17 protein-coding genes are annotated in these 19,799 nt (G+C 61.4%); 6 read left to right on the forward strand and 11 right to left on the reverse strand.

All coding sequences use genetic code 11. The features are described 5' to 3' along the window. Positions 1-60: 60 nt before the first annotated feature. From BSIN_RS06740 to BSIN_RS06750, 3 genes are all read right to left on the reverse strand, one after another. Entirely contained in the window at positions 61-1,161 is a 1,101-nt protein-coding gene (locus tag BSIN_RS06740) for a 3-deoxy-7-phosphoheptulonate synthase (RefSeq protein WP_089339912.1), read from the reverse strand. Positions 1,162-1,233: 72 nt separating this feature from the next. Then, positions 1,234-2,370, reverse strand: a complete 1,137-nt coding sequence (locus BSIN_RS06745; protein WP_089339913.1) for an acyl-CoA dehydrogenase family protein — start codon at positions 2,368-2,370, stop codon at positions 1,234-1,236. Between the two features lie 55 nt (positions 2,371-2,425). After that, positions 2,426-2,839 carry an acyl-CoA thioesterase gene (locus BSIN_RS06750; RefSeq protein WP_059515569.1) on the reverse strand — a complete coding sequence of 138 codons (414 nt, stop codon included), beginning with the start codon at positions 2,837-2,839 and terminating at the stop codon, positions 2,426-2,428. Between the two features lie 776 nt (positions 2,840-3,615). Here BSIN_RS06750 and BSIN_RS06755 point away from each other — a divergent pair. Then, positions 3,616-4,323, forward strand: a complete 708-nt coding sequence (locus tag BSIN_RS06755) for a TetR/AcrR family transcriptional regulator (protein WP_089339914.1) — start codon at positions 3,616-3,618, stop codon at positions 4,321-4,323. Between the two features lie 100 nt (positions 4,324-4,423). On the opposite strand, the gene BSIN_RS06760 is transcribed toward BSIN_RS06755, so the two are convergent. The 7 genes from BSIN_RS06760 to BSIN_RS06790 all read right to left on the reverse strand — a co-directional run bounded on the left by BSIN_RS06760 (position 4,424) and on the right by BSIN_RS06790 (position 13,720). After that, positions 4,424-5,341, reverse strand: a complete 918-nt coding sequence (locus tag BSIN_RS06760) for an HpcH/HpaI aldolase/citrate lyase family protein (protein WP_089339915.1) — start codon at positions 5,339-5,341, stop codon at positions 4,424-4,426. Between the two features lie 42 nt (positions 5,342-5,383). After that, a complete protein-coding gene (locus BSIN_RS06765; protein ID WP_089339916.1) occupies positions 5,384-6,190 on the reverse strand; it encodes an SDR family NAD(P)-dependent oxidoreductase in 807 nt (268 codons plus the stop codon). Between the two features lie 40 nt (positions 6,191-6,230). Next, complete coding sequence (locus BSIN_RS06770; RefSeq protein WP_256583642.1) at positions 6,231-7,781, reverse strand: 4-hydroxyphenylacetate 3-hydroxylase family protein; 1,551 nt, start codon at positions 7,779-7,781, stop codon at positions 6,231-6,233. 939 nt (positions 7,782-8,720) lie between these two features. Beyond that, positions 8,721-9,464: a siderophore-interacting protein gene (locus BSIN_RS06775; RefSeq protein ID WP_089339918.1), complete on the reverse strand. Its 744-nt coding sequence runs from the start codon at positions 9,462-9,464 to the stop codon at positions 8,721-8,723. A gap of 23 nt (positions 9,465-9,487) precedes the next feature. Beyond that, the gene (locus BSIN_RS06780) at positions 9,488-11,044 is read right to left on the reverse strand and encodes a DHA2 family efflux MFS transporter permease subunit (RefSeq protein ID WP_089339919.1); all 1,557 of its coding nucleotides are present in this window, start codon (positions 11,042-11,044) and stop codon (positions 9,488-9,490) included. Next, positions 11,044-12,210, reverse strand: a complete 1,167-nt coding sequence (locus BSIN_RS06785) for an HlyD family secretion protein (RefSeq protein ID WP_069235496.1) — start codon at positions 12,208-12,210, stop codon at positions 11,044-11,046. Before BSIN_RS06785 ends, BSIN_RS06780 begins: the two co-directional genes overlap by 1 nt. After that, the gene (locus BSIN_RS06790) at positions 12,203-13,720 is read right to left on the reverse strand and encodes an efflux transporter outer membrane subunit (protein WP_089339920.1); all 1,518 of its coding nucleotides are present in this window, start codon (positions 13,718-13,720) and stop codon (positions 12,203-12,205) included. Before BSIN_RS06790 ends, BSIN_RS06785 begins: the two co-directional genes overlap by 8 nt. 227 nt (positions 13,721-13,947) lie before the next feature. On the opposite strand from BSIN_RS06790, the gene BSIN_RS06795 reads away from it, so the two are divergent. Next, complete coding sequence (locus tag BSIN_RS06795; protein ID WP_089339921.1) at positions 13,948-14,847, forward strand: LysR family transcriptional regulator; 900 nt, start codon at positions 13,948-13,950, stop codon at positions 14,845-14,847. 276 nt (positions 14,848-15,123) lie between these two features. Here the strand turns inward: BSIN_RS06795 and andR are convergent, their stop codons facing one another. Further along, positions 15,124-16,092 carry an anthranilate 1,2-dioxygenase regulatory protein AndR gene (gene andR / locus BSIN_RS06800; protein ID WP_089339996.1) on the reverse strand — a complete coding sequence of 323 codons (969 nt, stop codon included), beginning with the start codon at positions 16,090-16,092 and terminating at the stop codon, positions 15,124-15,126. A gap of 216 nt (positions 16,093-16,308) precedes the next feature. Here andR and andAc point away from each other — a divergent pair, with 216 nt between their 5' ends. From andAc to andAa, 4 genes are read left to right on the forward strand one after another with little or no spacing between them, the layout of a single operon-like run. Then, the gene (gene andAc, locus BSIN_RS06805; protein WP_089339922.1) at positions 16,309-17,586 is read left to right on the forward strand and encodes an anthranilate 1,2-dioxygenase large subunit AndAc; all 1,278 of its coding nucleotides are present in this window, start codon (positions 16,309-16,311) and stop codon (positions 17,584-17,586) included. Positions 17,587-17,599: 13 nt separating this feature from the next. Beyond that, entirely contained in the window at positions 17,600-18,085 is a 486-nt protein-coding gene (gene andAd, locus BSIN_RS06810; RefSeq protein WP_089339923.1) for an anthranilate 1,2-dioxygenase small subunit AndAd, read from the forward strand. Positions 18,086-18,105: 20 nt separating this feature from the next. Further along, positions 18,106-18,435 (forward strand): anthranilate 1,2-dioxygenase ferredoxin subunit AndAb, encoded by a 330-nt coding sequence (gene andAb, locus BSIN_RS06815; RefSeq protein ID WP_089339924.1) that lies wholly within the window; start codon positions 18,106-18,108, stop codon positions 18,433-18,435. Next, positions 18,422-19,651 (forward strand): anthranilate 1,2-dioxygenase system ferredoxin--NAD(+) reductase, encoded by a 1,230-nt coding sequence (gene andAa, locus BSIN_RS06820; RefSeq protein ID WP_089339925.1) that lies wholly within the window; start codon positions 18,422-18,424, stop codon positions 19,649-19,651. The genes andAb and andAa overlap by 14 nt, the downstream gene beginning before the upstream one ends. Positions 19,652-19,799: the final 148 nt, after the last annotated feature.

The following is a 19,799-nucleotide window of genomic DNA, read 5'->3' on the forward strand; positions in this document are numbered from 1 at the left end:
GGACAAGGCCGCACGGATGCGATGCGGCGCGCGTATGACGTCCGTGTTCGGGTCTGCCGTTCATGCCGCCGCGAACCGGACGACCGACGCAGCGTCTTCGAGCATGCGCACGAGGCGTCGCTCGCGAACGGCATGTGCGAGCTTGTCGAGGCAATGCACGGTGTCGCTCCAGCCAATGCAGCTATCCGTGATGCTTTGGCCGTAGACGAGCGGCTTGCCTGGTTCGACGTCCTGACGTCCTTCGACGAGATTGGATTCGATCATCACCCCTGCGATTCGGTCGTCGCCGAAGCCAAGCTGCGCGGCGAGACTGTCGCAAACGAGCAATTGATTTTCGTGACGTTTGCCGCTGTTGCCGTGACTCGCGTCGACGACGACACGGGCGAGCAAGCCGGCAGCCTTCAGAGCGCTCACGGCCGTATCGATGCTGCATGCGTCGTAGTTGGGCTGCTTGCCGCCGCGCAGCACGAGATGGCAATCGCGATTGCCCGCGCTCGTCACCTTTGCCAGCTCACCGTCGCTGTCGACTGCAAGGAAGCGATGCGGTTGATTGGCGGCGCGGATCGCATCGATCGGTACTTGCACGCTGCCTTCAGTGCTGTTCTTGAAGCCGACCGGACATGGCAGGCCCGATACGAGCTCGCGGTGTACCTGAGACTGCGTGGTGCGCGCGCCGATGGCGCCCCAGCTGACGAGATCCGACAAGTAGGCAGGCGTGGTCAAATCGAGGAACTCGACTGCGATCGGCAACCCCATGCCGGTGATGTCTAGCATGAGTTGGCGCGCCGTTTGCAACCCTCGTTCGATCTCGAAGCTGCCGTCGAGCAACGGATCGTTAATGAGCCCTTTCCAGCCGATCGTGGTGCGAGGCTTCTCGAAGTAGACGCGCATCACAAGCTCGATGTCGTCGGCCAACTGCCGCCGCTCGTCGACGAGATGCTCGGCGAATTCGAGCGCAGCGTGCGGATCGTGCACCGAACAAGGGCCGACGATCGCGAGCAGCCGATCGCTTGCGCCGTGCAGGATTTCCGCTATTGCACGTCGCGATTCGATTACGCATTGGCGCTGGCGTGTGCCACGCGGCAAGATTTCTTTCAGCATGGCGGGCTTGACGATTTTCGTCGCGGTTACCGCTTCTCGATCTCTGAGCGCTAGAGACATGTTCTGCTCCTGAAGTTCGACGCGTGATCGATATGAGCGGCGGCGTACCTGCCGCCGCTCACAAACATCGGATCACGCGGCCAGACGCTGCATCTGGTTGAAAATATTCTTGCGATGCATTTCCTCTGTGCCGCCGACGCTGGCGAAACCCAGCGCGTTTTTCATCAGTTCGGTGACCTTGCCGTTGTGATAGCCGAGGCTGCCGTAGAGCTTGACGAGACTTGTCGCGGCGTTGATCAGATCCTCCGCGCCGACGAGCTTCGCGATCGAGCACGACAGCAGCGCTTCGCGATGTCCGTCCAGCAATTGCGAAAGCGCTCCATACGCGAGCCAGCGCGAGCGTTCCATGCCGATACGGATATCGACGATGCGCTTTTGCACGTACTGGTGTTGGTCGATCGTGCTCTTGAAGCTGTCACGATGCGCGGCGTACTGTTGCGCGTCGCGCAGCGCGGGCTCGGCTAAATGCGCGGCGACGAGACCGTAATACAAGCGTCCCAGCGAGATGATGTCGATCAATGTGCCGAGCCCGCGGCCGGGTATGCCCAACACCTGCGACTTGCGCACTGGGACGTCTTCGAAATGCAGCGCGCCGGTGGGTAGATTGCGATTGCCGAGCTTGTCGTCGATGCGGCCCGGCGTGAAGCCCGGCGCGCCTTTGTCGAGCAGTACCAGCGTGATGTTGTTCGTATCCGCGTCGCCCGCGCGGCAGACGATCAACGCGAAGTCCATGATCGGTGCATGTGCGATGTTGAACTTGTTGCCGTTCAGGCGATACTCGCCGCCAACCTCTGTCAGCGAAGTGTTGATGCTGCGCACGTCGGTGCCAGTGGTCAACTCCGCGATGCCTGTTGCGCTGACTTCTCCGCGCAGGATTGCATCGAGATAGCGGCTTTGCTGATCCGGTGTGCCATGCCGTGCGAGCGCGCGCACCATGCCGGCTTGCGCGATTACCGACAGCAACAGTTCCGGCGTGACGATCGCCGACGACAAGCCTTCCAGTGCCGCCGTGAAATTCCACCAGTTCTCGTTGCTGGCGGGATAGTCTGCCGGCACGATCAAACGCCAGAGTCCTTCGTCGCGCAATCTGTTCCAGCCGTCATAGTCGAATCCTTCCGCTCGCTCGGCCGCTGCGCGGGCGATTTCGCCGCCGATCGCTGCGTACTGGTGGCGAATGGCCAATTGCTCAGCCGTCCAATTGAAATGCATATGCTCCTCTTTGCTCCCGTTTGATTAGCATCGCCGCACCGCAGGCTACGGTCGTTCAGCGTGTCTGATAAGACTGAACCTGATTCTTGAAGTCTTCAGGAATGACGGTGGTACAGTTTTTTTCGTAATCGAACATCACGTGCGTCGATGATCCCCTTGCAACGATCGAGTTCTGTTCGTCGTCGCGGCGCATCAGATGCTCCATTTCGAAGCTTTTTGTACCGAACTTGATCACGCGACTCTCGATCGACAATGCATCGCCGAAGAATGCCGGCTGCACGTATTCGCAAGAAGTCTTGACCATGATGTGTGGAAGCTTTTGGTTGCGAGGCAACTTGAGCAAATCGAACATATAGCTCAAGTAGGCGTGCTGCAAATAATCGTAGTACACAGGACTGCTGACATGACCCATCGAGTCCGTATCCCGATATTTAACCTCGATATGTGTCGTATAGCCGGTTTCGCTCATGGTTGTCTCGTATTGATATTTGATGAGAAATTCACGCGGACCCATTTTTGAATCGGGCGTGATTGCGAGTGGTGCTTAAAATATACGATGCACCTGTCGCGCATGGTATGGAGTTGGCATGCTGTCAGCAACTCGCATTTGCCGCGTGTGAATTTCTATTGCCTCATTCCGCCTCGGGCAATCGTTAGGTATGCTCCGCATCACGCCGATCCTTCGAAATCCGTGTTGTGTTTCAGATAGTTATGAATATTCCGTTGGCCGTCGTGTGTGTTGGCAGGTGTTTATCAGCGATGGCCTGAACATGCGCCGTGTGTTCGCACAAAGGTTTATGCTGCTCCGGAAAAGCATTGATCGAAATTTTTGCTCGCATTTGATTTTGGCGGTTTTATTAATTTAATATTGTCATACAAATTATAAGACGGTGCGATACGCCGACTTTTATGAGCATGGATAACATCGGAGATACACGCAAAATATTGGATCGGTGGCTTAATTTTTTATCAATGGACCGACCGTCTCTTTGCGCTACAATATGATCAGCTACAGATCATGCTCGTGTGCCGAGAGCCGGGCGCGTAACTGACATAACTACATAAAATTGACGCTATTGCGAACTATAAAATGACGATATTTTTATCGCATATTTGACGGTTTTTCTATTCGGGAATCGAGGCCGCTCACGATCCGTCAACGCAAATCCGTGATGCAGGTCACCAAATGGGTTTGGAGTCCTTTCTCGCTTTAATTAGCGGGTGCATTTTGTCAGGAGCATCTTCATGAGAGAATTTCCTCAACCGCGCAAGCGCCCGAGGCAGGCAAGATCCGCGCAGACGGTCGAACTGATTCTCGAGGCGACCGCCCAGCTTTTAGCCGAACGCGGCTATGCCTGTATGACGACGAATATGGTGGCCGAACGCGCCGGCGTGAGCGTTGGTTCGGTCTACCAATATTTTCCGAATAAGAGTTCGCTGGTTGCCGCGTTGCACGAGCGGCATGCCATTCAGATGCGCAATGCGATCGAGCAATGTGTTGCTGCTCGATCGAGTGATCTTGAGCACAGCATTGAAGCCATCGTGCGTGCGATGATGGCGGAACACGAGAGCGCTCCTGCGTTGCATCAGGTGCTTGAACAGGAATTCCGCTTCTTCGACACGCCGATCGCAGACAGTCCTGCCGACACTCAAATCCTGTGCTGTTTGCGCACGCTGCTCGAAAAACACCAGCACGAGATTGCCGCCATCGATTTCGATCTTGCCGCATGGACCTTGCTTCAGGTCGCGCAATCGCTAGTGCATGCGGCTGTGATCGATCCTCCGTGGCAATTCGCGTCCGATGAGATCGAACGTTCGATCGTGCGCATCATCCTCGGGTTTCTTAGGTACACTCCGGTTGATCGCGCCGGCGACACCGTGCACCCGTTTCTCGGCGATCGGCGCCAGGATGCGATGACGGCCGCTGGGCAGTTGCGCGCCGAAGCGAGCTGATTCACGCTCGCTCCGCCTTGGCCGCTCGCGCCCGCGAGCGGCCGCCAAACCGACTTCGACGCTGGACATGCGGCATGTGCCGCATACCCGGCACCCTTCGTCAACCGCGCATAATCGCCCGCGATGCGGCGCGCTCCGACAACTGCGCGTGGCGTGCAACCAACCGCCGCGCCGACGCATAGCTCGGCCGCTCGACGACGAGTCCGTCCACTTCCGCACGCACCATGCCCGCACTTAGCGATGTCTCGAACGCTTCAATCTGTCGACGGGCGAGCGAAATTTTTTCGTCCGATGGCGTGAATCCGCGGTTCGTCAGCGAGACGAGATGCGCGTTCACCACGGCCTTCGAGTTGTATCCGATCGAGCGTGCCCAGAGCATGTCGGCGCTGGCGCCCGCTTCGTCCGAGAATGTATAAGGCGAATCGATCGCGAGTACGCCGGCCGCCGCGCATTCGAGTAGGAAGCGCGCGCGCGGATGAAACAATTCCGTGCCTTCTCGGGAACGATCTGCGCCGAGATCGACGACCATATCTTCGGTGCCGACGAGCATCGCATGCACGCGGGCGCTTGCGTGCGCGATCGGGATTGCATTGACGATACCGAGCGCGCTTTCGATATTCGGCACGATTGCCGTTGAGCCGATCGGAATGCCGAGGCGGTGTTCCCATTTGCCGATTTCGGCATCGAGCGATTCGACCTGTTCCGTCGTCTCGACCTTCGACATCATGACGACGGCCGGTAACGCTGGCATTACGCTCTCGAGATCCTCGAGCCCGCAGGTGGTGAACGGATTGATTCGCACGCCCGGTATCGCGCCTTGCCGCCGCCAACGCTCCATCGCATCGCGGGCGTAACCGCGTGCGGCAGCGCGCAGATCGTTCGGTGTGAAATCCTCGAGTTCTTGAATCACGACATCGGCGCCGGTTATGCCGGCATCCCGAAGCGCTTGCTGATCCGCACCCGCGACGAAGTACCACGTGCGCATCAGCGAAAAGGGATTATCAGTGGAAATAGCCATCTATGCTCCGGAATGGAAGACATGCGAACCATACATAGGATTTCAAAGCATCGTGAGCCCGCCGTCGACGGGCAGCGTCGTGCCGGTGACGAACGACGAATGCTTTGAGAGGAACCATGTGACAGCCTCCGCGGCTTCGGACGCGCTGCCTTCACGGTGCAGCGCCGTCATGCCGCGAAAACGTTTGATTTGTCCGGCCGTTTTCGCGGTCCGATCGAGCATCGGCGTGCGAATTACAGCCGGCGCGATGCAATTGACGGTGATGCCGAGCGGCCCCAGCTCGCGTGCGAGTGTCTTCGTCATCGAAATCACGCCGCCCTTGCTTGCCGCATAGGCGACAGTACCGGCGAGGCCGCCACCGCGAATGCCCGCGACGCTAGATACGGTGCAGATACGCGAGCCGGCTTGCATAGATGCCGCTGCCTCGCGGATGGCGAGAAACGTGCCGAGCACGTTGACGTTCATCACGGTGACGAATCGTTCCGTCGACAGCTTCGACCATTCCGTCGTATCGACAACGCCCGCACACGTGGCGAGCGCATCGATGCGTCCGCGCCAACGCATGATTTGCGCGAATGCATCGACGATCGCGCTTTCGTCGCAGACGTCGACGCAAAACGATCGATGACGCCCCCCGATATCGCCGAGTAAATTGTCGAGTGCGGCTCGATCGCGATCGATGCAGGCCACGTCGTATCCTTGGCGGTCCAAAGCGCGCACGCTCGCGGCTCCGATACCGCTTGCGGCACCTGTTACGACAGCGACTTCCCGTTCTCTATCGTGCACGGCCCAATTCCTCATATTCCGATCGGCGGCATCACGTGCCGATTGTTGACGTGCGTACGACATTGCGCCGCGCACACGTTCGAGAAGATAAACAGAGTCTCGATCAGCCGGTGGCTGTTGCGTGGCGCAGATCGAAGGCTCGCCATCCGTCGAGATCGTATTCGTTGAGGCACTGATCGACGAACGCGGTCATCTTTTCAGTGCGTCCGCTGCCGCGCGCCACGTTCAACGTGTCGAGACGACTTTTTTCGTAGCTGCCCGAATAGTTGATTTCATAGAGTTCGTGCCGCGACGCGAATTCGGAGCCGGTCGCATCCCATAGCAGTTTCATCAGTTTCACACGCTCGACGGCATCGACGCCGTCGGCGCCGCGCACGTAGCGATCGAGATACGAACGTTCATCGGCCTGACGGAAATCGTCCGCGTGCGCAGGCAGATAGATGAGCGAACTCGCCACAGTCTTGCGGATCAGATTGATCAATCGGCTATATGAGTCTGCCGCGAGCGCCCGATAAGCGAGCGCCGATTCCGTGTCGGGAAGCACGAAGTCGCCTTTCCACGGCTCCACGCGCCAGGCCATCGAATCGGACAAGCCCCAGAGCATGTGGCGCAGTGCGATGGCTTCGCCAACCGCGCCTTGCACGCCTTGGAATTGGCTGGTACCGGTCATTTCAACCGCCTTGATGAACAGGCCGCATATGAAATCGAACTTGACCGCAAGACGCGTACAGCCGTGCATCAGCGTGCGGCCGAAGAAGCCGGAATGCTCGACGAAGCGGTTCGATTGCTCGACACCATACATGAATACGTCTTCCCACGGCACGAATACTCGATCGAAGACGAGGATCGAGTCGTTCTCGTCCATGCGGCTCGATAGCGGGTGATCGAACGGCGTACCCGTGCGCGATGCATTGAGTTCATACGACTGGCGACAAATCAGCTTCACGCCCTTCGCATTCGTCGGGACCATGAACACAGGCGAGAATTTCTTGTCGCGATAGACGACGTTGTAGTGTGCGACGAACGTGTAGTGCGTGAGCGCCGCGCCTGTTGCGACGACTTTGGCGCCGCTGATGATGAGGCCGCCATCGGTTTCCTCGTCCACGTGCACGAAGACATCGGAGTGATTCGGGTCTTTGTGCCGGTCGACCGGCGGATTCACCACGGCATGGTTGATGAACGGCAGGCGCTTGCGCGTAAGGTCATACCAGCGCTGGGCGTTGTGTTGAAATTCGCCGTAGAGTTCGCGGTTTGCGCCGAACGTGCCGATCCACGCGGCCTTGAAATCGGGCGTGCGCCCCATCCAACCGTAATTGAGGCGTGCGGTTTCGGCAATTGCATCACGTGCGGCCAATTGTTCCTCGGCCGAACGCGGCGCCTGGAAGAACCGGTGACAGCGAAAGCCACTTCCGTCGTCCATCGGAATCGTCAGAATTTCACGGCGGGATTCGTCGTGAATCGCATCGTAAAAGCGAGCGATCATCCTGGCCGAGTTTCTGAACGCCGGATGATGAGCCACGTTCTTGACGCGCTCGCCATTGAGCCAGACTTCGCGATCGTCATTCAGGCTCACGAGATATTCGTCGCCTGTGTATATGACGATGTCGCTTGCCTGTGCGTCGGAACCCGGCAGGCAAATCGAATCGTTTTTCAAGCACTCCTCCTCGAATGAATGTTTCGTCAACCATATACAGTCGTGACGAAGCCGCGCCGAATGAAAGGCGCAATGAACGACTTGCATGGAAATAGCAACGGCGCGCAGCACATGACTGACACTGCCTGCATCGAGTCCGCGGTCTTGTGCCGATGATCTCGATTCAGTGACGATTGCTTGGTAAGAAATATTATGTTCGACGAATTGCAGTGTATTTATGCAAAGCAGATTGAGCAACTCGCATTTTGAGAAAACGTGATGATCGCGGCACAGTGGCCGTGTTTGCCCTGTCTATATGGTTCGTACGCGTTGACGAAGGAAATGATTGATGACGAATGAAGGGAGCGATGTTCCGTATCCGCACTAAACAGCCGACATTCATGACGCTATCGTCCGTTTGGCAACACCCGCTACTCGCATTTTGTGATCGGCATTCGATACTCAAGGGTATTTGGCCCAGCTCATGCATATCGTTTTTTTTGGATTTATCTATTTTCGAATATGATATTTCCCTGTTTTTTAGATAAAAACAACGAAAATTCACTATGCATGAGATGACGTTCAACCCGTTACCAGGTATCGGGAATTCGTCTCTTTGTGAACAGTACCGGCTTCATGGCCGGACTCCTGAATAATCAAATCGGCTGCGTTGCCCGTTGCTGCTTTTTGTATTGGAAGATTGCTGGTGTACACCGGCTGTGGGGTGCGCGCGTCTGCATCGAGATCGAACTGATATCGATGTCGGCTTTTGCTGAAACCGATTGGCCTGGAGCTTGAAATGGAGCGCGCTGCTATCGGCGATGGCTTGCGCAAGTAGGGCCACCAGCTGCGTTCGCGATCGATGCCGGCGCATAGAATTTGTACTGCCGTCGTGGGGCGGGGCTGCGATCGTCGCGCAGTTCCTCCCCCGCTTGTACTTGATTTGAGCCGGCCGAGCGATCAATCTCGGTCGCGATGATCGGCCTCGCCTAATTTCCAATAGCCCTGCGAGCGTATTGCGCCGCGCGCAAATGCCCGGTCTTTCATCAGATGGTCGCGCACGTCTCGTACCATCGACGATTCACCGGCTACCCAAACGCGGTGCTCGATCGGGTCGAGCGCAAGTGTGCGCACGAATGCTGCGATTTGCCCGCTTGTGCCCGGCGCTTGGCGCCCCGAATGGAGCCAATGAGCTGTCACGGGTGCGCGGCACTTCAGCATCTGCTCCTCGCGTGCGTCGTTGACCTCGATGATGATACGCACGCTGGACGATGTGGGCAGCCGCGACAGGATCGAGGCGGCTGCCGGCAACGCGGTGGCATCGGCGATCAACGTGAAATGCATTGCATGCGCATCGATTTCGTAACCGCCGCGCGGACCCGCCACCTCGATCGTCTCGCCGAGCCGCGCATTAACCGCCCATCTCGTCGCGGGCCCTTCGTCGCCGTGCAGAACGAGATCGATATCCATCCGGCCGGCAGTGGCATCGAAATCGCGGATCGTGTATGCGCGGCCGATCTTGCCGTCGTGGTCGGTCGGCACGAACAGCTTCACCCATTGCGCGGGCAGATAGACTTCCATCGTGCGCAACCCTTCGCCGATGATAGAAATGCGACGCATACACGGAGTGACGTCACGAATTTGCACAACCTCGACGGGTACGAGCGTGCGGTTTTTTTGCTTGAAAGACGTGAAGGCGTTCATGGGAGGCTAGTGAGATCGTAAATTCAGGCGGTTTTTTTCGGCATGCGCGCGAGCCAAACGATCGCGAGCGCAGCGAGGAAGGCAAACGTCGAAAAATAGAAAAAATCGTTGAGTGACAACATGTGGGCCTGCAAATCGAGTTGACGGTTGATCACGCCCCACGCCTGATCCTCGCTGAAGCCGCCGCGTTTCAATTCCGCCACGTTTGCGGCCGTCTGATCGTTGAGGGCGTTGAGCGTGCGCACGAGGTAGGTTTGGTGAAAGCGTGCACGCTGATCCCAGAAGGTTTGCGCGAGCGATGCGATGAGGCTGCCCGACATCATCCGGATCGCCGTTTGCAGCCCCGAGGCTGCTGCGATCTTCTCCGGCGGCACGCCGACGAGCGACAAGCTGACAAGCGGGGTCAAAAAGAAGCCGATCCCGATGCCTTGCGCCAAGCACAGCAGCGCAACCGTTCCGGCGTCGACGTCAGTCGTCATGGTCGAACGCCACCAGGCCACGCCCGCCCATGCGATGAAGGCAAGGCTCGCGAAGAACCGCGCATCGACGCGCCTTACCCACTTGCCTAGAAACGGCGCAAGCAGGATTCCGAAGACGCCCATCGGTGCGGTGACCAGGCCGGCCCAAGTCGAGCTGTAGCCGAGATTGGTTTGTAGCCACAGCGGCACGAGCACGAGCGCGGCGAAGTACAGCCCGAAGCCGGCTGCGACGGCGATCGTGCCGACGGCGAAGTTTCGGTGCTTGAACAGCCGCAGATCGATGATCGGATGCGGATCGCCAAGCTCCCAGATTACAAGGACCACGAGGCCCAGAACGGCTGCGATGGCCGTTGCGCAGATAAAGGGCGATGCAAACCAGTCGAGCGTGCGGCCGCGATCCAGCGTCACTTGCAGGCAGCCAATTCCAATCGCGATCAAGAGCAGACCGATGATGTCGACCGGTAGTTTGACGGTCGGCGTGTCATGCCCGCGCAGCAACATCGTGATTGTTGCGATTACGAAGATGCCGACCGGCGCGTTGACGAGGAAGATCCACGGCCAACTGTATTCATCAGTGATCCAGCCGCCGAGCATGGGACCGACCACGGGGCCGGCCATATTCGTCATCGCCCACATCGCAACAGCGAGCGCTTGCTTATCACGCGGGAAGACGGCCACGAGCAAGGCCTGAGAAAGCGGCACGATCGGCCCCGATACCGCGCCTTGCAGCACGCGCGCGGCGAGCAGTGTCTCGAACGTCGGAGCAAGGCCGCAGAGCACCGAGGCGAGCGTGAACGCGGCGAGCGACGCCACGAACAGCTTCACTTGACCGAAGCGCCGGCCGAGCCAGCCTGTCAGCGGAATGCAGACAGCGTTCGCGATCGCGAACGACGTGATGATCCATTCGCCTTCGTCCGAGCTTACGCCGACATTGCCGGAAATCGTCGGCACCGATACGTTTGCGATCGTGATGTCGACAACGGCCATGAACGAGGCGAGGCCGAGCGCGAGCGTGGCAAGGATCAGTGTCGAACCCGATAGCGGCGCAATGGACTGCTTGGCGGCCGGCCCGGCCGCGGCCGGTTGAGCGGCGGCCGACATCACTTCGCCCCCATGTTTGCGGCGATGATCTCGCGCACGCGCACTTCGGCTTGCGCCTGCTGCGCCGCGTAAATCGCTGCTGCATCGTCGACTTGCGGGTGACGCGCTGCGGCCGCCGCGGGGTCGCATTTGTCGGCGATCACTTCTGCCTCGACCGACATGCCGATGCGCAACGGATGCGCGGCCAGATCCTTCGGATCGATCAACACGCGCACGGGTACGCGCTGGACGACCTTGATCCAGTTGCCGGTTGCGTTTTGCGCGGGCAGCAGTGCGAAGCTTGCTCCGGTGCCGGCCTCGATATCGGCGACGACGCCATGATATTTGACCGATTTGCCGTAGATGTCAGCCGTGATGGTTGCTTTCTGGCCTGGGCATACGCCCTTGAGCTGCACTTCCTTGAAGTTCGCGTCCACCCATAGATGGTTGAGCGGTACGACCGACATCAGCTTGTCGCCGGGCGCAATGCGTTTGCCCAACTGCACGGCACGCTGCGCAACCATGCCCGAGACAGGTGCGAGCACGACACTGCGAGCCAGGGCGAGTTCGGCGGCGCGCACGCGTTGCGCGGCGGATTGCACGGCGGGGTGCGATTCGATCGTCGAGCCGTCGATTTGCGCGCGCGCCTGCACGAGCTGTTGCTGAGCCGAGTCGAGCGCTGCTTGCGCGGCGCGCACGGCGACTTCGGCATGCCGCACGTCTTCGCCCGTCACCGCGCCGGCCGATGCGATCGCCCGCCTTGCGGCAAGGTCGGCTTGTGCTTTGTCGAGTTCGGCACGGCGCAGTTTCACGTCCGCATCGTAGCGTGCGTCAGCTGCGTACATGCCGCGCACGGCGCGCACTGCCTGGGCGAGCTGCGCTTCGGCGGCACTCAGCTCGATGCGCGCATCGGCCGAATCGATCTCGACGAGTGGTGCGCCCGCCGTGACGCGATCGGTGTTGTCGGCGAGGATGCGCGTTACCGTGCCGCTTACCTGCGGCGTGATTTGTACGACGCGGCCGCCGACATACGCGTCGTCGGTCGTGCGCGCGGCGCCGTTCGACAGCGCATCCCATGCGAACCATGCTCCGCCTGCGATCAGGACGGCCACGGCGATGACGGTCAGGCGCTTTTTGCGCTGGACGGTGCGCTGTTCAACTGTTTGGGCTTGGGTGGTATCACTCATGGTCGATCGATGTGGTCGTATGGTCGGAATGGGGGCGGGACGGGCTCCAGGCACCGCCGAGCGCGCGAATCAACGCAGTCTGCGCAAGCGCGATGCGCGCATCCTGCTCGGCCACGCGGCGCTCGGAGAGCAGCAGCGCCGTCTCGGTCGCGATGCGGTCGAGCTTGCTCGAGAGGCCTTGCCGTTCGCGCTCCTGTTGCAGTCCGACCACGCGCTGCCAATGCGCGAGCGCTTCGTCGGCATCGAGCTTGCGCGCATGCTCGGCGCGCAGCGTCACGATGCCGTCGGCTACTTGCGAAAGCGCTGTCGCAACGGTCTGGTTGTAAATGCTCACGGCTGCGTCGTACTGGGCCGTGCGGCGCTTCAGGTTGCTTTGCAGCAAGCCGCCTTCGAAAATCGGCAGCGTGATTGCCGGGCCGAAACCGAGGGCCGTGCTGCCCGGGCGCAATAGTTGGCCGACGTCGAGGCTCTTGAAGCCCGCGAACGCCATCAGGTCGATGTCGGGATAAAACGCAGCCTTCGCGACGCCGATTTCATGCATCGCAGCCTCCACGTTCGCGCGCGCGACGGTGAGATCCGGCCGGTAGCCGAGCAGTGTGGCCGGGATCGGCGAAAGCGGTGCGGGGTCGGCCAAGTTCGCGAGTGCAGGCCGTGCGAGCTGTTCGCCGAACGCCGGGCCTTCGCCCGCGAGCGCGGCAAGCTGATTGCGGCGCCGCGCGATTTCGCCGGTGAGCCGCTGAATCTCGCTGCGCGTCTCGGTGATGGCTTCGCGTGCCTGTACGGCGTCGATGTCGGTGGCGAGCCCCGATTTCGCGCGCAGCTTCAGCAGATCGACCACGCCGTGGCGGCGCGATAGGGCGTTTGTCGCGATGTCGCGCACCTTATAGGCGATATCGAGGCCGACGTAAGCTTCGACGATCGCCGTCTGTAACAGCAGGCGCGCGTCGGCCTGCTCGGCTTGCGCGGCGCGCAGCCGCTCCTGGGCCGCGGCCTTCGCTTCGCGACGCTTACCCCAGAAGTCGAGCCGGTACTGCGCGTCGAGCGTCAGGCGGCCTTCGCTGCCGCCTCTGCCCGCGTATTGCGACGAATAGGTGTAGTGATCGGGAAAATGCTCGACGAGGGCACCGCCGTTGCCATTCAGCGACGGCAGATCGCCCGACGACACGGCGCCAAGCTCGGCCTGCGCTTGTTCGACGCGTGCCACCGCGAGCGTCATGCTCGGCGCCGATTGGGTGGCGCGAGCGATCAGCGTGTCGAGTTGCGGATCGCCGTAGGCTTTCCACCAGCCTGCGGTATCGATGGCCTGAGCCGCGCGGGCGGCGCGTGCCGCTTCGCTGATGTTCGCGCCCGCGTCCCTTTCACCGGGTGCAACGAGCGTCGTGCGTGGGGTAATGTCAGCAGCGCAGCCGGACAGCGACGCGACTGCCGCGCCGACGATCATGGCGGCCGCCCGGTGCGCCAGCGTGCGCTTGGGTTCCGGGCCCTCCCGAAGCGATACTTCGCCAACCATTGGTGACTCCGTTCTATTGAATTTCGATTTACGTTCCGGAGGTTAGCGACGGCGTTGATTTTCAGAAATGATCTACGACGAAAACATACTTTTCAGTTATCGCAAGTCAAGTTCGTGCTACGGTTCTCTTCACGACAATTGGCACGCCGCGCCTTCGCCACGATCGCGGCGTTCACCCGTCCGGCCGAGCCGGGCGGTTCGAGGAAACGATTTCGATCCTAAAAGGCATGCAACAACCACTTGATCTGAATCTGCTGATCGCCCTCGATGCGCTCTTGACCGAGGGCAGCGTGACGGGCGCGGCCGAACGGATGAATCTCAGCGTGCCGACGATGAGCCGCACGCTGAACAAGATTCGCGAAATGATCGGCGATCCGATTTTCGTGCGCGCGGGCCGCGTACTGGTGCCGACGCCGCGCGCGTTGGCGCTGCGCAAGGGGACGCGCGAAATCGTCGAGCGGGCGCGCGCGCTGCTGCAGGACGGCGAGACGTTCGATCTACGGCAATTGACGCGCACCTTCACGATTCGCGCCGACGACGGCTTCGTAAGCAGTTTCGGCCCGGTGCTGCTGATGTTGCTGATGGAAGCGGCGCCAAACGTGCAGCTGCGCTTCAAGGCGCAAGGCCAGCAAGACGTCGAGTCGCTGCGCGAGGGTTTGATCGATCTCGATGTCGGCGTGATTGCCGATATTGGGCCCGAGATCGTCCGTCAGGCGTTGTTTCGCGACCGCTTCGTTGCGGCGTTTCGCGTCGGGCATCCGCTCGAGCAAGCCGAGACGATCACGCCGGAACTCTTTTGCCGTTATCAGCACGTGACGGTTTCGCGGCGCGGCCGCACGACGGGGCCCGTCGACGACATGCTCCATGTGCTGGGCCATTCGCGGCGCGTGACCGTCGTGACGCCGACGTTCGCGGAGGCGCTGGCGGTCGCGCGGGAGACCGATCTGGTCGCCTGCGTCGCGGAGCGGCTCACGCAAACCGCCCGGCACGGCATGCGTACGCGCGAACTGCCGGTGGCGACACCGCCGGTGCTGATCTCGCAGGCATGGCATCCGCGCTTTGGTACGGACCCCGCCAACCGTGCATTGCGCAGCCTTCTCAAGCAGGCATGCGAGCTTCCGGCTTGATGCCTGCCGAAGCAGGGTTGGCCGCCGCATTCCTTGTATTGATGCGCAGTTGTCGAAATAGGGAGCGCCTGGGGCTTCCGGTCTTGCAGTGAGCTGGGCTGCTCCGCTGTTCGGTGTGCGCGGCAAATGCTTGTGGCCATCCGTTTGGGCCGGATGGCGTGACCAGGCCGGCTGTCGTCGCAGCGCGGCGGCGCCGGATGCTGCTTCGTGCGTGCCGGTTGCTTGGCAGAGCGGCGAACGCGGCGGATGGTGTGCCGCCGTTCACGGCATGCCGGATCAGCCGTCGCGTGCGCCGCCTAGCGTTGCTGACGGCAGCTCGCCGAACCGCTCGCGATAGGCATTGGCGAAACGGCCGAGATGCGTGAATCCGCAATCGAGCGCGATTTCGGCGATCCGCCGGTTGGCCGGCGCCGAGTGCAGCAGCCATTCGCGAGCGTGATCGAGACGAACCTGGCGCAGATACTGCATCGGGCTCGTGCCGCAAAATTGCACGAAGCCGTCCCGCAGCGTGCGTTCGGGGACGCCCGCTGCGCGGGCGATATCCGCGAGCTGCAATGGCTGCGCGAACTGGGCATCGATGAGTGCCTGCGCGCGCCGAACGAAGCCGGGCGCCGTGCCGGCGCGCCGCGCCGGCACGGCGCAGGGCGGATGGCCGTCGATCAACAGGTCGATCAGCAGTTGTTCGAGCCGCGTAGCCACGCGCGGGTTCACGCGCGCGCAGGTGAGTAGCTGCGGCGAGCGTGCGACGAGCGCGAGCTGTTGCATCCACGCGCTCAGCGACGAGTCGCCGACGCCGATGACCGGCTCGAGCGCCGTCGCCGCGTCGCCGACGCACGCGGCAAGCGCGGCGGCATCGATGCGCAGCACGAACTGCTCGCAATCAGCCGATAGCTGCGCGGCAAACGGTTCACCGGGCGCGCACAACACGCCGGTGCGGGTGTCGACGTCGAACGTGCGGCCCATCGCGCGCACTCGGGCGCGGCCCGTGAGGCAAAACATCAGCAAGTGATAGCCGTCAACTGCATCGACGCGCACCTGCATCGCATCGCCGAACGCGATCGCGCCGATTCCAAGCCCGCCGAGCCGCACGAAGTCCATATGGGCGGGCCCGGTCGCGGCGCCGCCCGGCAGCAGCGCGTGCGGCTGCATCACGCGCGAGATGCGCTCGCGCGTTTCGTCGAGATCGCGCGATTCGAACAGCCTGTGCTCGCGCAGCGCGAGCGGCTCGAATGGGATGGGGGACATGGCCGGTTGCCTCGCATGGCGCGCCGGCATCTCGAACGTCGTTCGTCGGCCGGACGGCAAATCTAATGCGCATCGTACCTTGAAAAGCTGCCGAAAGTGGATACTGCACCGCCGCAATCGCGCATGGCGCGCATTTTTCGGATAGACGCCGGATTCTGGCTTTTCAAAAATGGATTCCATCGGGTGGCTTGTCGACCGCCTTGACAGGAGACAACGATGGAATTGACCGAATCGCCGGTATCGCTGGTCGATCGCGCCGATTCGTCCGATGTGCGGTTTCCGCACGACGACGGCTCGCGCGTGCCATACAAAGTGTTCAGCTCGCAGGCCGTGTACGAGCGCGAGCAAGAGCGCATCTTTCGCGGGCCGACATGGAGCTTCGTCGCGCTCGAAGCGGAAATTCCACGTGCGGGCGACTTCAAGAGCACGTTTGTCGGCGATACGCCCGTGGTCGTCACGCGCGGCGACGACGGCGCGCTTGCCGCATGGGTGAACCGCTGCGCGCACCGCGGCGCGCAGATTTGCCGCCGCGCGCGCGGTAACGCAAGCTCACACACGTGCGTCTATCATCAGTGGAGTTTCGACAATCAAGGCAATCTGCTCGGCGTGCCGTTCCGGCGCGGACAGAAAGGCATGGCGGGGATGCCCGCCGATTTCGATCCGAAGCGTCACGGGCTGCGCAAGCTGCGCGTCGACAGCTATTGCGGGCTCGTGTTCGCCACATTCAGCGACGAGGTCGCGCCGCTGCCCGACTACCTCGGTGCGCAGATGCGGCCGTGGATCGACCGGATCTTTCATAAGCCGATCGAGTATCTCGGCTGCACGCGGCAATACTCGAAATCGAACTGGAAACTGTACTTCGAGAATGTGAAGGACCCGTACCACGCGAGCATGCTGCATCTGTTTCATACGACGTTCAACATCTTTCGAGTCGGGATGAAGGCACGCTCGATTCCGGACGCGGCGCACGGCCTGCACAGCATCATCACGATGACGAAGACGCGCGACGACGAGGACACCGCGCGCGCATACAAGCAGCAGCATATCCGTTCGTTTGACGAAGGATTTTCGCTCGAGGACGATTCGATTCTCGCGCTGGTCTCCGAATACGACGAGGATACGACCAATCACATTCAGCCGATCTTTCCGCAACTGGTGATCCAGCAGATCCACAATACGCTAGTCGCACGGCAGCTCTTGCCGAAGGGGCCGAAGAACTTCGAGCTGATCTTCCACTTCTTCGGTTATGCGGACGATACTCCCGAGCTGCGCGCGTTGCGGATCAAACAGGCGAATCTCGTCGGGCCGGCGGGCTACATCTCGATGGAGGATACCGAGGCGACCGAACTGGTCCAGCGCGGCACGGTGCGCGATGCGCAAGCGGCTTCGGTGATCGAGATGTCGCGCGGCGATCCGGATCAGCAGGACACGGCGATCACCGAGAGCCTGATCCGCAAATTCTGGGTCGGCTACCAAAAGCTGATGGGCTATTGAGCGGGAGGCGAACATGACGGATCTCACCGACGACATTCGGCTGTGGCTCGAACTGCGAATGCTGCAGGAGCGCTACGTCGCTGCTCTCGACAACGATCAGCTCGAGCGCTGGCCGGAGTTTTTCACCGACGATTGCCTGTATGAAATCGTTCCTAAGGAAAACGCGGACCTGGGATTGCCGATCGGCATCGTTCATTGCACAAACCGGCGGATGCTGCGCGATCGCGTCGTGTCGCTGCGTCACGCGAATATCTACGATGCGCACACGTACCGGCACATGACGTCGGGGTTCACGATCGTCGGCGAGCGCGACGCTGAAATCGACACGCAGAGCAGCTATGTCGTCGTGCAGACGCGCAGCGACGGCGAATCGAACGTCTATCAGGCGGGCAAGTATTGCGACACGGTCGTGCGCACGGCCGCCGGGCTGCGCTACAAGAAGAAGCGCGTGATTTACGACACGTCTCGCGTGCAGACGCTGCTCGCGACGCCGATCTGATCTGACCAGGAGTTCGAAGCATGAGTAATGAAACCGTCGCCGCATGGCAGCCGCTTGGCGCGCTCGACGAATTCATCGAAGACGAACCGGCGATGCGCGTCGTCGGCAACACGCCGGTGGCCGTATTCCGGATTGGCGACGACGTGTTTGCGTTGCACGATCTGTGCACGCACGGGCATGCGCGGTTGTCCGAAGGTTTTGTCGAGGACGGCTGCGTCGAATGTCCGTTGCATCAGGGGCGTTTCGATATTCGAACCGGTGCGCCGCAATGCCCGCCGGTGACGGCGCCCGTGCGCACGTATCCGATTCGTATCGTCGACGCTCGGGTGGAGATCCATGTCGACGGCTGATCCTTACTTGATCGCGGGCGGCGGCCATGCGGCGCGGCGCGCGGCCGAAACGCTGCGCGAGTGCGATCCGGCCGCGCGGATCGTGCTGATCGGTGCGGAACCCGAATTGCCTTATGACCGGCCCGTTCTGTCGAAGGACGCGCTGCTCGGGGATGACGGCGAGCGGCGCGCATTCATGCGCGATGCCGCGTGGTATCGCGACCGGCGCATCGAGTCGCGGCTCGGCGTGCGTGTCGACGCGATTGAGCGCGCTGCGCGGCGCGTGCGGCTGAGCGACGGCTCGAGCGTCGGATACGCGCGCCTGCTGATCGCGACCGGCTCGCGCGTGCGGCATTTCACGGGGCCGCTCGATCCGGATGTGCAGGTTCATTACATGCGCACTATCGCCGATGCACGCGCATTGCGCGCGGTGCTTTTGCCTGGCAAGCGCATCGCCGTGCTGGGCGGTGGTTTTATCGGGTTGGAGGTCGCAGCCTCCGCGGTGCGGCTCGGTTGTCGCGTGACGCTGATCGAACCCGCGCAACGTTTGTTGAAACGCGGTATGCCGGAGGCGGTCAGTGCGTTCGCGCTCGCGTTGCATACGCGGCATGGCGTCGACGTGCGGCTTTGTACGTTGCCCGAACGGATCCGGCGCGGTGCGAATGGCGCGAGCGTCGTCGATACGAGCATGGGCGCGCTCGACGCGGACGTTATCGTCGCCGGCATTGGCGTTACGCCGAACGTCGAGCTGGCGACGCAGGCCGGGCTCGCGGTCGATGATGGCGTGTGCGTGGACGCACAGTGCCGCACCGCCGATCCGGCGATTTTCGCTGCCGGCGAGGTCACGCGGCATTTCAATCCGCTCGTCGGCAAGCCGGTGCGGGTCGAATCGTGGCAGGTCGCGGAAAACCAGCCAGCCATTGCTGCGGCGAACATGCTCGGCGGTGCACATACCTATGCGCAATGGCCGTGGCTATGGTCGGATCAGTACGACTGCAACCTGCAGACAATCGGTCTTTTCGACAGCGGGCAAACGCTGGTCGCGCGCGGCGCACCGCACGAGCACGCGTTCTGCGTGTTCGCGCTGAACCCGGAGGGCCGGCTGCGGGCTGCGGCTGCGGTGAACGCGGGAAGCGAAATTGCCGTGTGTCGCCGGCTGATGACTGCGGATGTCACGCTCAACGCCGCGCAACTTGCGGACCGGTCGGTCGCGCTGCGCTCGCTCCTGCCGCGCTGAGCCCCGTCGAGCCGGATCGCCCGCGCCGGAGTATTTGCCGGCGCAGACGCGCCAGTCCCGGCACCGGCGCTGCGAGCCGGATTGCTTGCACGATCGCGCCCGAGCGGTAAGAATCGTGCGTCTACGGTAATCCGATATCCGATAACAT

Source organism: Burkholderia singularis (assembly GCF_900176645.1).
GTDB classification, from domain to species: Bacteria; Pseudomonadota; Gammaproteobacteria; order Burkholderiales; family Burkholderiaceae; genus Burkholderia; species Burkholderia singularis.